The organism is Clostridium sp. (assembly GCF_051278035.1).
Taxonomy (GTDB): Bacteria; Bacillota; Clostridia; order Clostridiales; family Clostridiaceae; genus Clostridium_AD.
This window is the reverse complement of sequence record NZ_JBNMNU010000076.1, coordinates 1-19964: the sequence shown is the minus strand read 5'-3', so window position 1 is coordinate 19964 and position 19964 is coordinate 1. Positions and strand designations below refer to the sequence as shown.

Genomic DNA, 19964 nt, shown 5'->3' with positions numbered 1-19964 from the left:
ATTATACTAATAATACCACTTTTAAAGACTTTGTCAAATTTTTATCAATGTTAAAAAGTGTAATTATTAAAATAAAGAAACAAGTTAGAAATTGAATTAGTTCTATATTTTTAGCTATATTAGGCGTTTTAGAGCATGTATAAAGATAATGAACTCTTTGATTTGTGCTTGCATCATAACATTAAGTTTACTTAATTGTGTGTTTTTAATATTCTGAATATTGCAAGATTTTCGTTAATATGAATTTTATATGTTTTGGAATTACTTGTAAATATAAAAAAATAGCACCTCAAAGCTACTAGTATATGACTAGAGTTAGCTTCTTGGTACTATAATTCATTTGGTATAAAAATACATAAAGCATATCAATGAATGAATTAACGCATTGTCACCTCATTTCATAACTGTTTACATTGTTAATTAAATAATTATTTTTTAAAATTAATTTTTTTTCTAATACGCTAATTCCCACCCTTTACCGACATCTACCCACTTTTTATTGTGCGAATACTTATCAAGCTCCTCGCATGTTAGTTTAATAGCTGAATTGCTGCTTCCACAGGCAGGATAAACAGTTTCAAATCGCTTAAGAGATTCATCCAAAAATACAGGCACATCATTTTCTAGGCCAAAGGGGCATACTCCACCTACTGCATGTCCTGTGTACTCAAGTGTTTCATCTGGTGTCATCATCTTTGCTTTAAAACCAAATTCATCCTTAAATTTCCTGTTATCTGTCTTTGCATCTCCTGCCGTAACTATTAACATGGCACCGTCTCCATCTTTAAAACAGATAGTTTTAGCAATTCTTGCTCCCTCAACACCTAGCGCTTGTGCTGCAAGTTCAACCGTTGCACTAGAGGTTTCAAACTCTAAAATCTCTTTATCTTTACCCCATTTTTTAAAATACTCTTGCACTTTTTCTATTGCCATAATTTATCATCCTTTCGTTATTTAGACTTATTTAGTATTAACGACTCTTTTTTTCCATTCCATTCTATATCGATTGTAATATCTCTATCAGTAGATTTTGGCATTCCTACTGTGAATTTCAATTTACCAGTATGCACCTTAGTATTTTCAAGTGTGAATTCACCCTCTTCTCCTTCGTTAGAACTATCTATTGAGTAATTGACTTCCTTTACTTTATCATCACCTTTCCCAATGTATTTGATTGTGTAATAAGTGTCATGTGCTTCCTCATTACCATCAATCTTATAGTCTACAGTCCAATTTGGACTAGCGCCTTCATAATTTATTACTAAATCATGAAGATTACAACGTAAATTATGACTAAGTTTGTAAAGTGCTTCAGTATTTTTTTTATCGTTTGGATTTATAACTACATAACTTAAATATTCATTAATAAAATTCCAATTCTCAGAAACACCTTTCCATCTACTCTTAACTCTGTCTAAATCATTCATATACCTCAAAAGTTCACTTAGTGAATCAGATAATTGCTTATGGTTTTCAATACTCGCATATGAAGTGGAACCTAAGGTATATACAGCTGTTTGTAAGTTGGCGTATGTGTGCATATAATAAAAAATTTTATCATTATCATCAAATTTACTGGAGTCAGACGCAAAATTTGCTTGTACATTTGATAAACTATACATAAACAACTCATCTGCGTTTTTCTTATGTTCCTTTAAAATAATATAATTATATGCGCCAAATAATAAACTAATTATTAGAGCTATTAATAATTGGTGGCGTTTTTTCACTACAATTTCCCCCTTTAACATGAATTATAGTTTCCCTACATCCTATATGATAACATATATTTTAAATATTAAACAATATAACAAATTTTATAACATTTAGATACAATAAAACACACAATAATTTCGTTTCTGTCTAGATAATTCTATGTGAGTAGTATCTTGAAACATAGTTTATGCTACGACTTATTGCCTTTTTTGGCAATTTACTAAATTTGTATTTAAAGATGATATACATAAGCAATGCATCTAATCCCCATTGTAGCGCCGTAATCCACCATACCGCTGTAACTGGGTATTTTGAAACATGTATAAAATAATAGGTTAAAGGTAGCCGTATAACCCAACTAGTAAAACATGAAATAAAAAATGGACTTTTAACATCTCCCATTCCTTTTAATGCACCAGCAAAAACCATTGATATACCTATAAATGGTTGCTCCAATGCTCCAATCGCAAGACATTTGCCTGCTAAATAGGCAACTTTTTTTTCGTCTTCATTTACAAAAAAATCCACCAAGATATTTGACATAAATAAGAATATTATTGCAAATATGCTCATCATAAAGATAGCATAAAAAACACAGCTATATGTAGATTTTTTCGCCTTTTTAAAATCTCTTTTTCCAGTATTAATTCCTACTAAAGCAATGACAGCTATCCCGAATCCAATACTGGGCATAACCGAAATCCCTTCTATCATATTAGCTATTTCATCAGCTGCAAAAGAAACACTGCCTGATTTAATTATAATAGCAACACATATGAGTTTGCTAATACTGAAAGTCGCCTCTTCTAATGAACAAGGAATAGCTAAGGACAATATTCTTTTGATATCTTTAGGCGAAATTCTAAAAGTAAAAAAAGATTTAACCTTGATTTTAGACTTTGAAATAACATAATAAAAAGAAAATATAAAACCACACGAATATGCAATCGCAGAAGCTATAGCAGCACCTCCTATACCCCTTGCCTTAAACACAATTCCAAAAATCAATACATAATTCAAAGTTATTTTAAAAGAAATTACAACTAATGAACATATGAATGGTATAAAAGTATTTCCGTATCCTATTAAAATAGAATTTAAAAGCCTCATATTCATACTAAAAAACATGGCTATAGAATTTATTCTTATAAATGAATAACCTATATCTAATACTTTATTCCTTGCACCGAGTATATAAAGAAACTGTTTCCCAAAAGTAAAGATTAATATAGTAATAATCAAACAAATGAAAGCGCCTAAAATAAATCCTATTGTAGCGAATTTCTCAGCATTTTTATACTGTTTTGAACCTACTAATCTAGAAACTAGTGAAACAATGCCTATACAAAGTCCACCAGAAATAAATATTTCAATAAATGAATTTGTTAAATTGTTACTTAACCCCACTGCACTTACAGCTATATTCCCACCGTATCTCCCAATCATCATTAAATCAAAAATAGACATTAACGTATATATTGTTATCTCCGCAACTACCGGTAGCGAAGTATTGAGTACTTCGTTGGTTGTTTCACTACTTGCCATGCATAATATACCTCACAACATCAATTATTATTATTATTAAGTATATTAGTTGAACCAATAAAAAATATCTATCTGAATAAACAGATAGATATTTTTTATCTTAGTACTTATCTTCTATAAATTTTATTCTATCATATAGCATTTTGTTTACAGGCGTAGAGATGCCATATATTTTACCCATCTTCAATACCTCACCTGCAAATAATTCTACTTCGCTATAACGTCTTGCTTCCATATCCTGGCGCATTGACGGCTTACCCTTTGGATTTAATGTTCCTAATATCTTAAGCCAATAGTTCATATCGGTTACCGTTAAGTTAATTCCTGCCTTTTCAGACAATGCTATAACCTCCCTCATAGCAGAAATCACCGCGTTTCTTGCTTCACCTACTCTTTGAATTTCACCATAATCACTTTCATATACAGCAACCGTTTGATTTACGCCAACATTTAGCATAAACTTACCCCATTGTCTCTTGTACATATCAGTATCCACTTCATATGGAACTTCCATCTTTTCAAAAAACTCTGAAACCCTCTTAACCTTTTGTGATACAATGCCTGGCTCTTTTTCTCCAATGCAGAGCATTCCCATATTATGATATGTTAATTCATTTCCTTCTTTAACCGCGTCCATCCCTTGTGCCACACAATATAAGATTTTATCCATTCCGTAAACTTCACCAATAATAGCCTCACTTGTAATTCCATTTAATGCAGATAAAATAATAGTGTGTTCACCTACTTGGTTCCTTACAGCTTGTATAGCATCTGTAAGGTTACTGTATTTTACAGCAAAAATAATTAAGTCTGCAGGTTCGCATATATCTTCCGAGGTAACATAATTAAACTCGCAGTGTTCACCATTGCAATACACATGGTTTTTTTCATATTTTTCTATTCTAGAGCTGTCAGCAATAAACTTCAAATTTTCAGTCGTCATTTTCTTCGATAGACGATTTCCAAATAAGATTCCTAATGCTCCGAGTCCGATAATTGATACTCTTTTAATCTCCATACGTATTCTCACTCATTTCATTAAAATTATTTTTTCTTGATATTGCTTTTATTATATTATAAATCATGCTTTTATATAGTGCAATCTCAGTTTGCTAAAATTGATAAATAACTTAATAATATTGTTTTAAATACGAAAGTTAGCACATAAAATTAAATATAACCACATATTGAAATGTAGACGCAAAAATAGAACGTACTAATTTTGATTTTATAGTGATATAAAGGGGGAACATTACGGAAAACAAAGTAGAAAATTCAATAATAAAGGCATTAAAAACCCATAAGAAAATGGTTATAGGTATTATAATTTCTCTTTGGGCTATACTTGCTATATATCTTGGAATGGCAATATATTTCATGAATCATTTTTATTTCGGTTATTCAATAAATGCCATTAATGTTTCAGGTAAAAATGTAGAGGTAGTAAATACGCAATTGGCATCTAAGCTTCATACTTATGCATTAAATATAAAAGAACGTGGCGGAAAAAACGAACAAATTAAAGGAGAAGAAGTTGGATTAAGTTATAACTCCGATGGAAAATTTAAGGACTTCAAAGATAAACAAAATCCGTATAAATGGGTTGGAGCAGTTTTTAACTCTAAAAATTCTCGTATGATAGAAGGAGTTAAATACGACAAATTACTTTTAAAAGAACGACTTATTAAGCTTTCTTGTTTTAATAGCAGTAACATAGTCGAGCCTAAAAATGCCAGCTTTAAGTATACAGATGATGGTTATGTAATTGAAAGTGAAGTTGATGGAACCAAGGTAAGTAGTGACATTTTACATGGTTATGTGGCGGCCGCAATCCTTAAAGAAGAAACTACAATAGATTTGGAATCAATTAATTGCTATGTTAAGTCACAGTACACTTCAAAATCTCAAAAAACCATCGACACTTTAAACTCACTTAACAAATATGCTACTTCAAAAGTCACATATACTTTCGGAAAACAGAAGGAGACTTTAGATGCCTCTACAATAAATAAATGGCTTACAGTTGACGAGAATCTTAACGTCACATTTGATGAAAAAGAAGCCAAAAATTATATAGATGTACTTTCTATAAGTCATAATACAATCGGCGCTACGAGGAATTTTATTACATCGAAAAGAAAGACAATAACGGTCGGTGGCGGTGATTACGGTTGGTCCATTAACAGAATTAAAGAGACGCAAGCTCTAATTGCTGCACTAAAAGCAGGTCAAACTATAGCAAAAGAACCAGAATACATTCAAACTGCATCCTCTCATAGTAGTAATGATATTGGAAATACCTATGTGGAAATAGATCTTACAAATCAACATTTATGGTTTTAAAAAAATGGCACTCTAATATCACAAGGAGACATTGTCACAGGAAACATAAGTTCTAATCATGGAACACCACGGGGCATTTATAAATTAAAATACAAACTAAAAGATGCTGTTCTAAGGGGTGCAGATTATGCCGCTCCTGTTAGCTTTTGGATGCCATTCAACGGCGGCATAGGAATTCATGATGCAAACTGGCGAGGTTCATTTGGAGGAAATATATATAAGACATCTGGTTCTCATGGTTGTATAAATTCACCTTACTATTTGGCAAAAGCAATCTTTAATAACATCGAGGCAGGTATTCCAGTTGTTTGTTACAATTGAAAATGAGGTGACATCCAGTCGCCTCATTTTTCTTGATATGATTGTTACTTTAATTAAGATGAGTTATAATTATACATATTTATGAAGTAAATTAATTATAATTGGGGGATATAAAATGTGGACTCGTAAATTCTTGAAAAATAGAGCAAAGGCAGTTTTAAAAATTTCTTATTGGAATGCATTTGTAGTTAGTTTAGTTTTAGCAATTATTGGAAGCAGCGATAATAATTTTATTGATATAAACAACTTCAACTGGAGTTTTGGTGATAAAACACCAATCAGTGGATTTAATCTTTTCGGCATAAATATTACTAGTATATTTCCATTTTTACTTTTAATTACTTTCATAACCTTAATCACAATATTTGTAATTGCATTGGCAGTTCGTATACTTTTAGGATATACCCTTGAAGTAGGAGGAAGACGTTACTTTGTGCAATCAGCACAAAATAATATAAATCTGAATTATTTAGGATATGGTTTTGGCTTTGGAAGGTATTTTAATATCATAAAAACCATGCTTTGGAGAAGTATTGTAACCTTTCTTTGGTTCTTGTTACTTATCATACCGGGAATTATAAAATCATATGCTTACAGAATGGTACCCTATATATTATCAGACAATCCAAACATTGATTACAAACGTGCACTAGAATTAAGTGATAAAATGACCGACGGTGAAAAACTAGATATGTGGATATTAGATCTCTCATTTATCGGATGGTATTTATTAGGCACATTACTATTTTTCGTCGGAGCCTTTTTTGTTATGCCTTATGAAAACGCTACAAAAGCAGAATTGTATCTAGAATTACGCCAAAACGCACTAGATAAAGGTCTTTGCAGCTATCAAGAACTTCAAATAAAGCAGACTTTTTAGTTCTTTATAAATAAAATATTATATTTTTTTTTAAAAGGGAGTTTTAAAATGGAGATTACAAAGATAAACGAGTATGATATTGATGATAAATTAGAAAAAAGAATACAAAATTTATTAATACAAAGTTTTCCAGACATCTATCCAAAGGATAGAATATATTATAAACAAATACCACATTTTAGATATTTAGCATTTGATAAAGATGTTTTGATAGGACATGTAGGCTTAGACTATAGAGTAATGAATTTAAATGGTATGGTTATAAGCGTCTTAGGCATAGTAGATATTTGTATAAAAGAAGAATATAGAGGTAATGGTCTAGCTTCTAAATTACTGCAAACAATTGAAAGTTTCTCAGCAGCTCATAGTTTAGATTTTTTACTGTTATTTACTGATATTGAGTCATTTTATCTGAAAAATGGTTTCATATCGGTAAATAACACATGTAAGTGGACAAAAATAGATGAACATAAAATATTAGGTACTGGAGAAGAACTAATTAAAGAGTTAATGATTAAGCCAACCGGAAACAGAGTTTGGAAAGATGGGTACTTAGATATGTTAGGTTATATGTACTAAATTAAATTAGCTTGTCATTTAAGACAAGCATGTATTCGTCAGTAAATACCATTTGGGCCTTATTAAGCGCAGTTTTAGGGTTTGCTCTTATGTTTGGAGCGAGTAAGTATGGAATTAAAACGACCTATTCTACTTGAAAATGAGTTCTGTATTTAGCAGGGCTCATTTTATTTGATTCTCACCGGCATCTGTCATTATTATAAGCTTTAACAGCTTCCAAGTTAAATAATAATCCCCCCAATATTTAAAACGAATATGTTATATAATTGTAACAATTTTGTAATCTATGACACAAGTATAAGTAGTAATATAAAGGTATAGATATAACATAATTCTACATTGAGGTTGATAATATTACAAAAATGTACAAGCCTTATTGAAGCATTATTATATTAACTACTGTTAATTGTTACTTACAAATAAAATGTTAATGGAGTGGTGATTATGAATAAAAACAAAAGAATTAGTAAGAAAACTATAAAAACAAAATTATTCTTTAGTTGTATTGTTTTAATATTAATAGGTACGATCACAATAGTCAAAAGCTTTCCTGAAGAAGACGTTAACGCAGAACCTGTAACTATAGCAGTTACTACTACAATTAATGGTGGATCACAAAAAAATAATGAAATCAGTAATAAACCAATAAAAATCACCCCCGAACATGAACAAGTCGAAAAAATTATTTATGATGCTGAAAAAGTAAGTTCCATTGTAGCTTATAAAGAAAAAAATGCTGGCAATAAAATTGCCTTTCTCACCTTTGATGATGGTCCCTCTACTACAGTGACCCCCATAGTACTAGATACTTTAAAACAGTATAATATTAAAGCAACATTTTTTTTGCTCGGAGAAAATATAGAAAAGAATGAAAAAAGCAAAGAACTAGTAAAACGTGAATTTAATGAAGGACATGCAATAGGTAATCATACGTATTCTCATAATAGAGGCAGATTGTTATTCCCTAACAACAAAGTTAATGTACCTGTATTCATGGATGATGTAAATAAAAATGATAAGGCATTAAAAAACATCCTTAGTAATGGTTTTAATACAAGGCTTTTGAGACTTCCAGGAGGATATATGTCAAGAACATATTATAGAGATCCAAACTTACCAGAGCTTAATGCAAGGCTTTCGGAAAAAAATATAATTAGTATAGATTGGAATATAGAAATTGGAGACGCAGCGGGCACGAGGAATAAAAGTTCAAAAGAGTTATTGACCATATTAAAGGAACAAGTTGGAACAACACCAAAAGTAATTATACTGATGCATGACACCTATGGTAAAATGCAAACTGCTAATGCATTACCGCAAATTATACAATATTTAAAAGAACAAGGATATGATTTTGGAACAATAAAATAGAGTACTAAATTTATATGCCCTAGCCGCATATAAATTTAGTATTTATTTATTTTTTTTTGCCAATCATCCACATAACTACCAGTAGCCCAATGTGACATTACCGGTATTTCTCCTGCTTTAAGCTCCAAAGTCAACAAATTTTCATTGAGGTTATTACCTTCTATAGTAAAAACCATTAATTTTGCAGCAGTTAGAACAACAACAAAATCTCTATTAGGTGAGGAATAAGCATCCACTGCACTAGGCACCTTTGTTTTTATGACGTTAAAAGAAGGATATAAATTATCATAGGTAGTTAAAGATTTAGGTGTAGCATAAGAAATATCAAAATCTACAAGTGATTGTTCACTATTGATTTTGGTTTCCATTCTTCCTATTAGTATCCATCGTCCACTTCTTCTTATCACGCCCCAATTACCATCCACATTTTTCAAATTTTTGCTTTGAATGTTTTTAGATATATCTAAAATCGAGCCTGGCAAAGTGGACTTTTCTATTTCTCTTCCCAATATGCTTGTAAGTTTTATGGATTCTCCCATTAGATTATCTATTGGAAGTATTTTAAGCTGATTATTACAGTAATCTTTTTCTAAATTATTGTTATTTACATCTTGTACATTTTCTGTAGAAATATAATTGCTACCTGAAAATTTAATAGTAATGTTACCTTCTCTTTTGCCGTAATTTATTTGCTTTGAATCTATATCTATCGGTTTAGTAGAATCAATTGAATTAACTGGATAAGTCCAAAGTACATCCTTAGCATCTCCATTTTCTATTTTCTTACTTATTCCTACTTTCCAAAATCCATCTTGCCTTGGAAGTAGTAAATCTTTAGTTTCAGCAATGGGAAGAAGTTTAGAGTTTACTGAACTAATCCATATGGTTTTATATAAATATTTATTCCCTCCAGCTCCTACTTTAGGGTTTTTATACCTTAGTCCAAGTAATAGTCCTGACTTAGATCTTATTTCCTTTTCCGCATTACTTATTAAAATTTTCGTATTCTCTTCTTTTTCTTTATTATGAGTAAGATTGGCACTAGTATCTTTTTCTTTATGAAAATATAGCAAAATATCCTCATATTTCTTTATCAAAGTTACATCATTAAGCTTTATGTACTCATCATAAAAAATATCATCGGAGTTAATGGTAATAATTTGAACATTATCATTTGTATTCCTAAAGATTTAGCACTTATTTTTATAACATTCCAAAAATAGCTACTAGTGTCCACAGATTTTACTTTATATTTAGATTCCTTAGAGGTGTTACCATTAAAATCAACTGTAGTTCCACTGAAATAAGCAACCTGTCCAATTAATTGTTTTGCCTTTTTATCATTTATTGTAGCACCATCAATAGAAACATATTTTTCTACTGTCCAGCTTCCTTCTATAGGAGAGACAGTGAGTTTTTTATGTAATACTTGAGTGTTTAAAGTTAATCCTACATATTGACTCCATATAAAAACTATAATGGAAAATAGGATAAAAAATAAACATAATAATTTTTTCACTTAGAGTCACCTCTTATACATTTTAATTGTATTATTTCTTATGTTGTTAAAGGTACTAATATTCTAACCTCTGTACCCGTGCCGCATTCACTTAAAATATCAAGTTTACCATTATGCATTTCTATAATTTCTTTACAGAGAGAGAGACCTATTCCATTTTGTGACATACTTGTTCTGCCTTTAAAAAATTTTTCTGTTACTTTAGGTAAATCCCCTGCTGGAATACCTATTCCATTATCCTTTATAATAACGCAAATATTATCACTGTAAATGCACACTTCTAATGTTACATTACCCCCTTCTTTTGTAAAATTAAAAGCATTATCTAAAATGTTAATAATAACTTGATTTATCCTTTTTTTATCTGCAAAAACTGGCGGTAAATTTTCTTCTATTTTGCAAGTAAACACAATACTTCGCCGTATGGACTTTGGCATAAATTGTTTTTCTATGTAGGCTATAATACTTTGAATGTTTACATATTCCTTTGTAAGTGGTGCTTTTCCAGATATAAATTTAGAAAAATCTAGCAACTCTTCCACCATTACCGTAAGTTTATCACTTTCCTTTTCTATGATGTTAAGTCCATCTAAAATTTCTTCTCTATCTTCTAACGTTCCAGAACTAATAGTTGCCGCCCACCCCTTTATGGATGTAAGGGGTGTCCTAAGTTCATGAGAAACAGACGCAATAAATTCATTTTTTAATTTTTGGTTTTTTTGAATTTCTTCTGCCATAAAATTAAATGTATCGGATTGTTCTCCAATTTCATCATTTCTTCTTTTTTCAAGTCTTTCAGTGAAGTTTCCAGACGCAAATATCTTAGCTAGGTTTTTCACTTCCTCTAATGGACCTACAATAGTATTAGAAATAAATATACTGGAACCACCAAAAATCACAATAACCAGTGCTCCAACACTTAAGAAAAGAAATATTATTTTACAAATCAGCGCATCTACCTCAGATAAAGGCGTAACGAAACGTAAAACACCCTCTATTTTATTATAGGATTTTAATGGGTAAGAAACGTACATGAATTTTTCTTTTGTGCCCTTATCTTTCTTAATAAAAGTTCCAAGTTCACCTTGTAATGCTTTTTTAACATCATCGTCTTGAATGGGATTATAATCAAAATTACCAATGGAATCCATTAGCATCATTCCTGAGTCATCAATAATTTGGACCTCAGCGGAGGTGTTTTTCCAAAAGATATCAGCGTTATTTTCCACATTTTCCTTTAGACTAGATGAAGAAAAATTATTATTATAAAAATCAACCGAACTCTTAATTTGTTTTGAAAGGAGTGCCTCCGTATTTTTATAGTAATATTTACCTACAGAAACAGTAATAACAACTTCTAGGGTGATTACAGTGAAAACAATCACTAATAGATAACTCCAAATAAGTCTGGCTTTTATACCTCTCAATTTATCACCTCTTTTTCCATCTATACCCAAAACCCCATACTGTTTCAATATACTCAGGTTTAGAAGGAGTAGTTTCAATTTTTTCTCTAAGACGTCGTATATTAACATCTACAATTTTAGAGTCTCCAAAGTAATCATAATTCCATACTGTGTTTAATAAATCATCTCTACTAAACGCTTTTTCTTCATTTTCCATGAAGGTCTTCAAAAGCAAGTATTCTTTAGGAGTTAAATCTAGAAGCTGACGATTTTTATATACCTTCATTGAATCAGTATCTATGATAAAGCACCCAGAATTTAATTGTTTTAGATTTTTATCTTCACTATTATTCATTCGTCTAAGCAAGGCATTTGCTCTTGCAATAAGTTCTAGTGGATTAAATGGTTTTACCATGTAATCATCAGCACCATACTCAAGGCCCATGATTTTATCCATATCTTGTCCTCTAGCAGTAAGCATGATAATACCCAAATCCGGAAAATCATTTCTTAGAAATTCACAGGTTTTAAATCCATCCATACCAGGAAGAGTTATATCTAAAATTATTAAATCAGGCTTCTCCGAATTTACTTTTTCTAACCCTTCTTCTCCAGATATGGCTTCAAACACTAAAAAATTATTTCTTTGAAAGTTAATTTTAATAAAACCTCTAATTGATTCCTCATCTTCGATAAGGAGCACTTTTTTTTTCATAATCTCACCTCTTACATAGAACGCAATAATCTTATACATTAAGCATTCTATATTATCAGTTATGATTATAACATAATTGAGCTATGAAATTTTAAAAGCAGTAATATTGTAATTGTTTTGTAATAACTCCGTAATTAGGATTAGAGCACTATATTCCTATCTAAACCTGGTGAGCAATATATTTTCTAATTTAAAAACAGCTTATTTTTACACTATGTAAAAATAAGCTGTTTATATTTGTAATTATAGCTCAGCAGTAGCCGTCAAAACCGCACGACCGAGTGTGTGACTAAACATATTGAATCCAAGAGCTGATGGCGTTGCGTTAATTGGAACTCCTATATCCTCAATATCTAGTGCATGAATAACAATTAAATACCTATGTACTCCATGCCCACTTGGTGGTGCAGCACCCATAAAACGTGCACTACTTGCGTCATTATGTAATTGAATTGCACCTTTAGGAAGTTCTAGCCCGTTGTCATCTCCTGATCCCGTTTTAAGTTCACCAACCGTCGCAGGAATATTCGCAACTGCCCAATGCCAAAATCCCGCACCAGTTGGCGCATCAGGATCATATACAGTTACTGCATAGCTCTTTGTACCTTTTGGAGCACCATGCCAAGACAACTGTGGCGAGATATCCTTCCCACCTTTTACACCAGCCATTCCCGATAACTGAGCTAAAGCAAATGGCTGTCCATCTGTAACATCTGTACTGTTGACTTGAAAGCTTGCCGCCTTTGGTAGTTTTGCAAATAAATCATTAGTCATAATTATTTCCTCCTAACCTATTTTAGTTTACTAAATAAATTAATTCTAATTATTGTCATAACTATATACTTCTACAAGTGAATATAATTTCCTTTAATTATAACAGTATATACTGAAATCTGATATCCAGCCTTTAATTCTTCAGAATCAATACTTAAATTCTCTATATCTAAGCTACTATCTCTGCTAGTAATTTAGAGAAATATGCTGCATGTTCCTTTTCTTCTGCTATTATAATCGACAACATTTCCGAAACATTATTTTGAGATGATTTTTCATACATTTGTGTATAAATGTTTATTGTTAACTCTTCTGATTTAAGCGCATGAGTAATCGCTGTCTTTAAATTTGTAAAAGAATCCCTAGGATTCTCTTCTTTATTAAAAGCCTGATTTTCTATTAAATTTCTCAAGTATTCGGTTACTAATGGATCAAATAGATATTCGGAATCAACTTGTTTAGTAGCTATTAATTGATCAAAAAGTTTTCTAAACTTCTCTTTATGAATGAATTCTTGACCAGCTGCAACTAATAAAAATTCTTTAGTTTTTCCGATTGTATGGTTAGCTCCATTAATGTAAAAATTGTACCCTTCGTCTTCCATTAGCATAGCAACCTTAAACATTTCAGATTCAGTAAATGTGTTATTTGTCATAAAACCATCTCCTCTTAATTTATTTATTATATACTATTCACTAAATACTTCTTAGTATTTCATTAAGTTTGATAATAATTTTACAATAGTCAGTATAAATAGTAAATTGGCTAACAGCCCATAAATATATTCATCTGTCAGACTATTCTTATATTGCTCAATTAAGGTTAAACTTAAGTTGTCTAATTAAAAATATAAGGATGGAGGGATAGTAATGACTAAACTTAAACAAGTCTATAAATGCGAACTATGTGGTAACATGGTTGAGATTGTACATGAAAGTGGCGGTGTTTTAGTTTGTTGCGGACAACCAATGACATTACAAATTGAAAATACCGTGGATGCAGCAAAAGAAAAACATGTGCCAGTTGTTGAAAATGTCAAAGGTGGCGTTCTCGTTAAAGTCGGTGCTGTTGAACATCCAATGTTAGAAGCACATTATATCGAATGGATAGAAGTTCAAACTGCTAAAAAAATATATAGAAAACATCTAAAACCTGGAGAAATACCTCAAGCTCTATTTCTTATAAATGAAGAAGTTTTAAGCATACGAGAATATTGTAATATTCACGGCTTATGGAAAGCATAAATAGTTTATAAATTAACATATTTTATAAAGTAGCAGTCACATCAATAATATGATGTGACTGCTACTTTATTTCGCCTTAAATAAAATTCATCATATATCTATAAAAAGCATCATACCTTTTGTATAGTAAATAAAAAATTAAATATCTGTAATACTAATTAAACTCCCCTTAAAGACTATAGCAAAAAGTGTTGGAAATCCGAGAGTATTTGGTAATGTTGCACTCGGTGCAATTTTGAATCTTTTCAAGCTTGATTTAACATATGTAGAAAAATTAATGGGCGAAACATTTAAACCAGAAATTGCAAATCAAAATTTACTTGCTTTTGAAGAGGGATATAAACTAACCAATTCTAAATTTCCTATAAAGGCTAAAGGCAATGATAATAGCATACTAATAAATGGAAATGAGGCAATAGCTCTAGGAGCCTTGGCGTCAGGTTGTAAATTTTACTCAGCCTATCCTATGACACCTTCTACAAGTATAATGAATTATCTTTCTTCTAAAATCAAGCTAGCTGAAATTGTAGTAGAACAAGCTGAGGATGAAATAGCAGCCATTAATATGGCTATTGGTGCATCTTACGCCGGGGCTCGTTCCATGACAGGTACCTCAGGCGGTGGTTTTGCATTAATGGTAGAAGCCATAGGATTATCTAGCATACTCGAAGTACCACTTGTAGTTGCAGAAATACAAAGACCAGGCCCAGCTACCGGTCTACCTACAAGAACTGAACAGAGCGATCTTAGATTTGTTATCAACTGTTCCCAAGGAGAATTTCCAAAGATGGTCATATCGCTAAGAACTCCTGAGGATTCCTTTTATCAAACTATAAGAGCATTTAATTTAGCCGACAAATATCAAATGCCAGTTATACTTCTCGGTGATCAATATCTTGCAGACTGCCAAAGAACTATAAAACCTTTTGATTTCAGCTCTGTTAAAATAGAAAGGCATTTATGTGACGCAGAATAATTAGATGGTAAAGATTATAAGCGATATGAAATAACAAAAACAGGAATTTCAAAACGGATAGTTCCAGGTGGTATATCTCATAATCCTGTTATGGTGGACAGTGATGAGCATGATGAATATGGACATATAACTGAATCCTCTTCAGTTAGAATTGAAATGAACGATAAAAGGCTTAGAAAAATGGAACTTTTTAAAAAGGAATTAATTGAGCCAGAATTTATAGGAGAAGATGAGTTTGATACATTACTTGTTGGATGGGGTTCTCTTTATAGCCCAATAAAGGAGGCAGTGAATCTTCTTAATCAAGATGGAAAAATCAAATATTCCGCATTAATATTTGGAGATATTTGGCCGTTACCAGAAGTTTTAATTAAAGAAAAGTCATATAAAGCAAAAAAACTCATTAATATTGAACAAAATGCCACAGGGCAATTAGCTTCACTTATTCGTGAAAATACTGGTATTGAATTCCATAGAAGCATTTTGAAATATGACGGCAGGCAAATCTCCGCCGAGGAAATATATAATAAACTAAAGGAGGTAAAGTAAAATGAAGGATTGTAGTATTTTAACAACTGAAACAGCCTGGTGTCCTGGTTGCGGCGACTTCGCCATATTAAATGCATTAAAGGAAACTCTTATTTCTCTAGGTAAAAAGCCTCATGAAGTACTTGTTGTAGGTGGCATAGGTCAAGCAGCTAAGACCCCGCAATATTTAAACACTAATGGATTTTCTGGTCTTCATGGAAGAGCATTACCTCCAGCCGCGGCCGCTAAAATCGTTAATAAGAATATGACCGTAATAATAGATACCGGAGACGGCGATTCCTATGGCGAGGGCGGAAATCACTTTATCCATAATATAAGAAGAAATGTAGATATAACGCATTTTGTTCATAATAATCAGATTTATGGGCTTACAAAAGGGCAAGCATCTCCAACCTCTGATGTTGGTCATGTAACTGCGGTTCAACCTTATGGTTCAAATAATGCCTCTATGAATCCGATGCTCCTGGCCATTTCTTTAGGTGCAGGGTTTGTAGCAAGGGCCTTTAGCGGAGACACTGAACATCTTAAGCATATAATGGAAGAAGCTATAAATTATAAAGGCTATGCACTAGTGGATATATTACAACCATGTATAAGTTTTAATAAAGTTAATACATTTCAGTGGTATAAAAAAAGAGTATATAAATTAGAAGATAGTTATGATGCAACTAATAAGCTTAATGCGATTGAAAAATCCATGGAGTGGGGCGATAAGATTCCACTCGGAATTTTATACAAAGAAATTAAACCTGATTTTCATGAGAAAATTGATTTCTTAAGAGATGGGCCTGCTCTAATAGATAAGGATATAGATTTAGAAAAAGTCAAAGGATTCATGCAAGACTTTATATAGATATCTCTTAAATATATGTATAAGGTACACATTCAAATTTAATAGAATATAATGAAAATATATTCTACTTTTGAGGTGATAAATATGATCTATCGTAATCCCGACAACCAGTGTCCTTCTGGCTCAGTACCTTATATCGTCAGAGAGAAGGATACTTTAGGAAATATAGCATTTTTCTATAATGCCACTGTACAAGATATCATCCAGTCAAATCCGGGCATAAACCCAAATTCTTTACAGATAGGGCAGCAAATTTGTGTCCCTCTAAAACTTCAGATGTATCCATCTTGCCCGACAACTAATTACTATGTTGTTGTTGAAGGAGATAGCCTAAGCTCAATAGCAAACTACTTTAATATTACAGCTCAGCAGCTGCTATATTCAAACTATGGAATTGAACCTGATGATTTGTATTTAGATCAGATATTATGCATACCGGTTACACCTCCTCTTGTATACGTTGAAATTAACGTTAATGAAGGTCGCCTTGTAGTATACCGAAACGCAAATGTGTTTAAAACATACAGAATCGGGCTTGAGAACCCTTTGATCCTAGTTCCTAGGGGTACTTTCAAAGTAGTAAATAAACAGGTAGACCCCGGGGTAACCCGTGGCGCAAGATGGCTCGGACTTTCTGAACCTGGTTTCGGTATACAAGGGACAAATAATCCGCAATTTATTGAAAACGTATCAGAGGGGCGTAGCATTGTGTTGTCCAACAGAGATGTAAGCGAGCTCTTTAACCTTATACCTGTAGTTACAACCGTAAGGATACTGTGATGGTATCACTTAATATTTCGATTTCGAGGTGGTTTCTGTGATCTATCCAGATTTTAATCGTCAATGTCCTGCAAACACATTCGCTTATGCAGTACAAACTGCTGATACGTTGTATAAAATTGCAAGCAAATTTAATACAACACTAGCCGCAGTTATTTCATCAAACCCAGACATAAATCCTTATAATTTAAGGGTAGACCAACTGGTTTGTATACCTATGCAACAGCCACAGGCCCCTACATGTCCAATTGGAACTTCTCCATACGAAGTAAAAAAAGGAGATACATTAGCCGCTATAGCTAATAAATTTAATACTACTATTAAATCTATTCTCTTGGTAAATCCAAGCATTGTTCCCGAGAATTTACGCATAGGGCAGCAAATCTGTGTATCACAAGAAAAAACAGTACAGCCACTCTGCTCGATGCTTAACACATATGTTATCCGAAAAGGCGAAACTTTTGCTTTAATTGCAAAAGCATTTAATATACCCCTTCAGAGCTTATTAGATGTAAACCCCGGAGTAGCCCCTACTAATTTGTATGAAGGGCTAGTAATATGTGTGCCTATTTCGCCAATTCCTTTTAGCATTACTATAAATACTATGGCGAAAACTCTCACCTTGTACAGAAACGGAAGTTTTTTTAAGGCGTATCCTGTTGCCGTAGGTAAACCTACAACTCCTACTCCTAAAGGAACTTTTACCATAGCAAACAAACAGGTTAATCCTGGAGGCCCTTTTGGGTCCAGATGGATGGGTTTGTCAAAACCCCATTACGGTATACACGGCACCAATAATCCACCTTCAATAGGTACAGCTGCCTCAAACGGTTGTGTGAGAATGTATGCAAATGACGTGGAGGACCTTTTCAATTATGCGAGAGTAGGTACTGTGGTTAGGATATTCTAACATTACTTGAAAATACTTTCACATGGTTCGTTAAAAATCAACCTAAAGAGAATAAACAATGGAGTTCATAATATGAACTCCATTGTTTATTTTAATGATGTCGTATTTTATTATACTTTGTCTTCACGCCAGTTATTTAAAAATTCTTTTAAATTATCAAATGTTGGACTTTTCGCATTTCTAACATAATACCCTGAAGTTGCAACTCCGAGTATTAAGGATTGCTCTGGACTTAGGCTAAGAATTTGCCCTAGACAAAAACCTGCATTAAAATTATCTCCAGCGCCTGTTGTTAGTATTGGACTAGCTGTATAAGGGCCATCAACATGATAGTAGTTTTCGTTAACTACGGCTGTCGCTTCTACTGTTGGGTGTATAACAAGACAATATATATCTATTTTACTTGATATTTGCTCTGTTAGTTCTTTTAATTTAATTTCATCACTGTCATCAGATTTATATCCATTCACCTCTAAAACTTCAGCTATTTCAACAGCTTCTTTAAAATTAAGTCCAAGTATTACATTGAAGCATTTACTAAACTTTTGTATAAGCGAAAGAGCTTCAATAATATCTTCATTGGTCCTTTTCTCCGGATCCGCCAAATCAAAGAATACGAATCTTTTCCCTTTACTATTATCAATACGAGGGAGAACCTCTTCTATTATTCCACTCCATATACTACTCATATGTGGAAGCATAGTCCAATTTTCGAGCCCAAAAAGACTTGAATCATTTATAAGTTCTGTAAGCTTAGGTATACCAATGATTTTTTTTATATTTTCCCAGTTAACATCATTGAGAGAATCAAGTTTACCAATCATTAGTTTTCCATCATCAAATTCAAGAGCATCTGTAGTTCCAGGACTTGCTATCGAATAAACCTTTCCATTTTCATTCATATGCTGAAAAACATTGTCTATTTGAGGATACCCAAGTGCTCCAATGTAAGTTAGTCCTAGTCCGTAGGTTAAAAATGCATTGCTTAATATTGGGCCATTGCCACCAAGTTTTTCCTGAAGTACTACCATTTCAAAATTAGTACTAAGTCCAGCGGCTTTTACTATTCTTTCCCCAAATTTTTTAATGGTTTTTATTCTATCAAATTCTGTTACACTTTTTCTTTTTCCTACCACATGAACGATTTTATCAACAAAACCATCCAAACCAATTAAGACTTTTTCATTACTTGGATTTTTACCCTCGAGCTCAATCAATAAGTCATTAATCTTATTTTTTAAATCCATTATCATAAAGTTAGCCCCCCCCAATATATGGTTCTTATTCTTTAATAATACAATATTAATTAGAAGTTGTCCACTATATAAAAATTACCGGTATGCTTCATCCCCTAAAATCTTGAGGGTTTTGGGAATTCTTATATATATAACACCACTTCCAAAACTTGTAGCCCCATTGTCTTTTTTTTCATAAAACTGGTTAATAACTATGTCTTTTGAAAACTGTGTAAAGCTATAATTTT

At 32.1% G+C, this 19964-nt stretch carries 21 protein-coding genes and 1 pseudogene; 11 read left to right on the top strand and 11 right to left on the bottom strand.

Annotated elements, in window-relative coordinates; translation table 11 throughout:
- Positions 1-453: 453 nt before the first annotated feature.
- From ACJAX4_RS12540 to ACJAX4_RS12525, 4 genes are all read right to left on the bottom strand, one after another.
- Positions 454-933, bottom strand: coding sequence for a YbaK/EbsC family protein (locus ACJAX4_RS12540; protein WP_435789794.1), 480 nt, complete (start codon positions 931-933; stop codon positions 454-456).
- Between the two features lie 17 nt (positions 934-950).
- Complete coding sequence (locus ACJAX4_RS12535) at positions 951-1730, bottom strand: hypothetical protein (RefSeq protein WP_435789793.1); 780 nt, start codon at positions 1728-1730, stop codon at positions 951-953.
- Between the two features lie 133 nt (positions 1731-1863).
- The gene (locus tag ACJAX4_RS12530) at positions 1864-3261 is read right to left on the bottom strand and encodes an MATE family efflux transporter (RefSeq protein WP_435789792.1); all 1398 of its coding nucleotides are present in this window, start codon (positions 3259-3261) and stop codon (positions 1864-1866) included.
- 100 nt (positions 3262-3361) lie between these two features.
- Positions 3362-4279, bottom strand: coding sequence for a ketopantoate reductase family protein (locus ACJAX4_RS12525; protein ID WP_435789791.1), 918 nt, complete (start codon positions 4277-4279; stop codon positions 3362-3364).
- Positions 4280-4569: 290 nt separating this feature from the next.
- Between ACJAX4_RS12525 and ACJAX4_RS12520 the strand changes: the two genes are divergently transcribed.
- From ACJAX4_RS12520 to ACJAX4_RS12500, 5 genes and pseudogenes are all read left to right on the top strand, one after another.
- Positions 4570-5604: a peptidoglycan binding domain-containing protein gene (locus ACJAX4_RS12520; protein WP_435789790.1), complete on the top strand. Its 1035-nt coding sequence runs from the start codon at positions 4570-4572 to the stop codon at positions 5602-5604.
- Between the two features lie 12 nt (positions 5605-5616).
- Positions 5617-5925, top strand: a pseudogene (locus tag ACJAX4_RS12515) (L,D-transpeptidase); the annotation flags it as partial.
- A 115-nt stretch (positions 5926-6040) separates the two neighbouring features.
- Positions 6041-6805 (top strand): DUF975 family protein, encoded by a 765-nt coding sequence (locus ACJAX4_RS12510; protein WP_435789789.1) that lies wholly within the window; start codon positions 6041-6043, stop codon positions 6803-6805.
- 48 nt (positions 6806-6853) lie between these two features.
- Positions 6854-7384, top strand: coding sequence for a GNAT family N-acetyltransferase (locus ACJAX4_RS12505; RefSeq protein WP_435789788.1), 531 nt, complete (start codon positions 6854-6856; stop codon positions 7382-7384).
- A 444-nt stretch (positions 7385-7828) separates the two neighbouring features.
- Positions 7829-8755 (top strand): polysaccharide deacetylase family protein, encoded by a 927-nt coding sequence (locus tag ACJAX4_RS12500; RefSeq protein ID WP_435789787.1) that lies wholly within the window; start codon positions 7829-7831, stop codon positions 8753-8755.
- A 35-nt stretch (positions 8756-8790) separates the two neighbouring features.
- Here ACJAX4_RS12500 and ACJAX4_RS12495 read toward each other — a convergent pair whose 3' ends face one another.
- The 6 genes from ACJAX4_RS12495 to ACJAX4_RS12470 all read right to left on the bottom strand — a co-directional run bounded on the left by ACJAX4_RS12495 (position 8791) and on the right by ACJAX4_RS12470 (position 13824).
- Positions 8791-9828 (bottom strand): hypothetical protein, encoded by a 1038-nt coding sequence (locus tag ACJAX4_RS12495; protein WP_435789786.1) that lies wholly within the window; start codon positions 9826-9828, stop codon positions 8791-8793.
- A gap of 41 nt (positions 9829-9869) precedes the next feature.
- The gene (locus ACJAX4_RS12490; protein ID WP_435789785.1) at positions 9870-10274 is read right to left on the bottom strand and encodes a hypothetical protein; all 405 of its coding nucleotides are present in this window, start codon (positions 10272-10274) and stop codon (positions 9870-9872) included.
- A gap of 38 nt (positions 10275-10312) precedes the next feature.
- On the bottom strand, positions 10313-11701 hold the full coding sequence (locus ACJAX4_RS12485) for an ATP-binding protein (RefSeq protein ID WP_435789784.1): 1389 nt from the start codon (positions 11699-11701) through the stop codon (positions 10313-10315).
- A 4-nt stretch (positions 11702-11705) separates the two neighbouring features.
- Entirely contained in the window at positions 11706-12395 is a 690-nt protein-coding gene (locus ACJAX4_RS12480) for a response regulator transcription factor (protein ID WP_435789783.1), read from the bottom strand.
- Between the two features lie 243 nt (positions 12396-12638).
- Complete coding sequence (locus tag ACJAX4_RS12475; protein ID WP_435789782.1) at positions 12639-13169, bottom strand: YbhB/YbcL family Raf kinase inhibitor-like protein; 531 nt, start codon at positions 13167-13169, stop codon at positions 12639-12641.
- A 169-nt stretch (positions 13170-13338) separates the two neighbouring features.
- On the bottom strand, positions 13339-13824 hold the full coding sequence (locus ACJAX4_RS12470) for a ferritin family protein (protein ID WP_435789781.1): 486 nt from the start codon (positions 13822-13824) through the stop codon (positions 13339-13341).
- A gap of 214 nt (positions 13825-14038) precedes the next feature.
- On the opposite strand from ACJAX4_RS12470, the gene ACJAX4_RS12465 reads away from it, so the two are divergent.
- The 6 genes from ACJAX4_RS12465 (at position 14039) to ACJAX4_RS12440 (ending at position 18481) form a co-directional block, all read left to right on the top strand.
- Positions 14039-14413, top strand: a complete 375-nt coding sequence (locus ACJAX4_RS12465) for a desulfoferrodoxin (RefSeq protein ID WP_435789780.1) — start codon at positions 14039-14041, stop codon at positions 14411-14413.
- A gap of 142 nt (positions 14414-14555) precedes the next feature.
- The gene (locus ACJAX4_RS12460; RefSeq protein ID WP_435789796.1) at positions 14556-15389 is read left to right on the top strand and encodes a 2-oxoacid:acceptor oxidoreductase family protein; all 834 of its coding nucleotides are present in this window, start codon (positions 14556-14558) and stop codon (positions 15387-15389) included.
- Between the two features lie 90 nt (positions 15390-15479).
- Positions 15480-15938: a hypothetical protein gene (locus ACJAX4_RS12455; RefSeq protein ID WP_435789779.1), complete on the top strand. Its 459-nt coding sequence runs from the start codon at positions 15480-15482 to the stop codon at positions 15936-15938.
- Between the two features lies 1 nt (position 15939).
- On the top strand, positions 15940-16791 hold the full coding sequence (locus ACJAX4_RS12450) for a thiamine pyrophosphate-dependent enzyme (RefSeq protein WP_435789778.1): 852 nt from the start codon (positions 15940-15942) through the stop codon (positions 16789-16791).
- 84 nt (positions 16792-16875) lie between these two features.
- Complete coding sequence (locus tag ACJAX4_RS12445; RefSeq protein ID WP_435789777.1) at positions 16876-17571, top strand: LysM peptidoglycan-binding domain-containing protein; 696 nt, start codon at positions 16876-16878, stop codon at positions 17569-17571.
- A 556-nt stretch (positions 17572-18127) separates the two neighbouring features.
- Entirely contained in the window at positions 18128-18481 is a 354-nt protein-coding gene (locus ACJAX4_RS12440) for a L,D-transpeptidase (protein ID WP_435789795.1), read from the top strand.
- Positions 18482-18591: 110 nt separating this feature from the next.
- Here ACJAX4_RS12440 and ACJAX4_RS12435 read toward each other — a convergent pair whose 3' ends face one another.
- Positions 18592-19734: a PfkB family carbohydrate kinase gene (locus ACJAX4_RS12435; RefSeq protein WP_435789776.1), complete on the bottom strand. Its 1143-nt coding sequence runs from the start codon at positions 19732-19734 to the stop codon at positions 18592-18594.
- Positions 19735-19964: the final 230 nt, after the last annotated feature.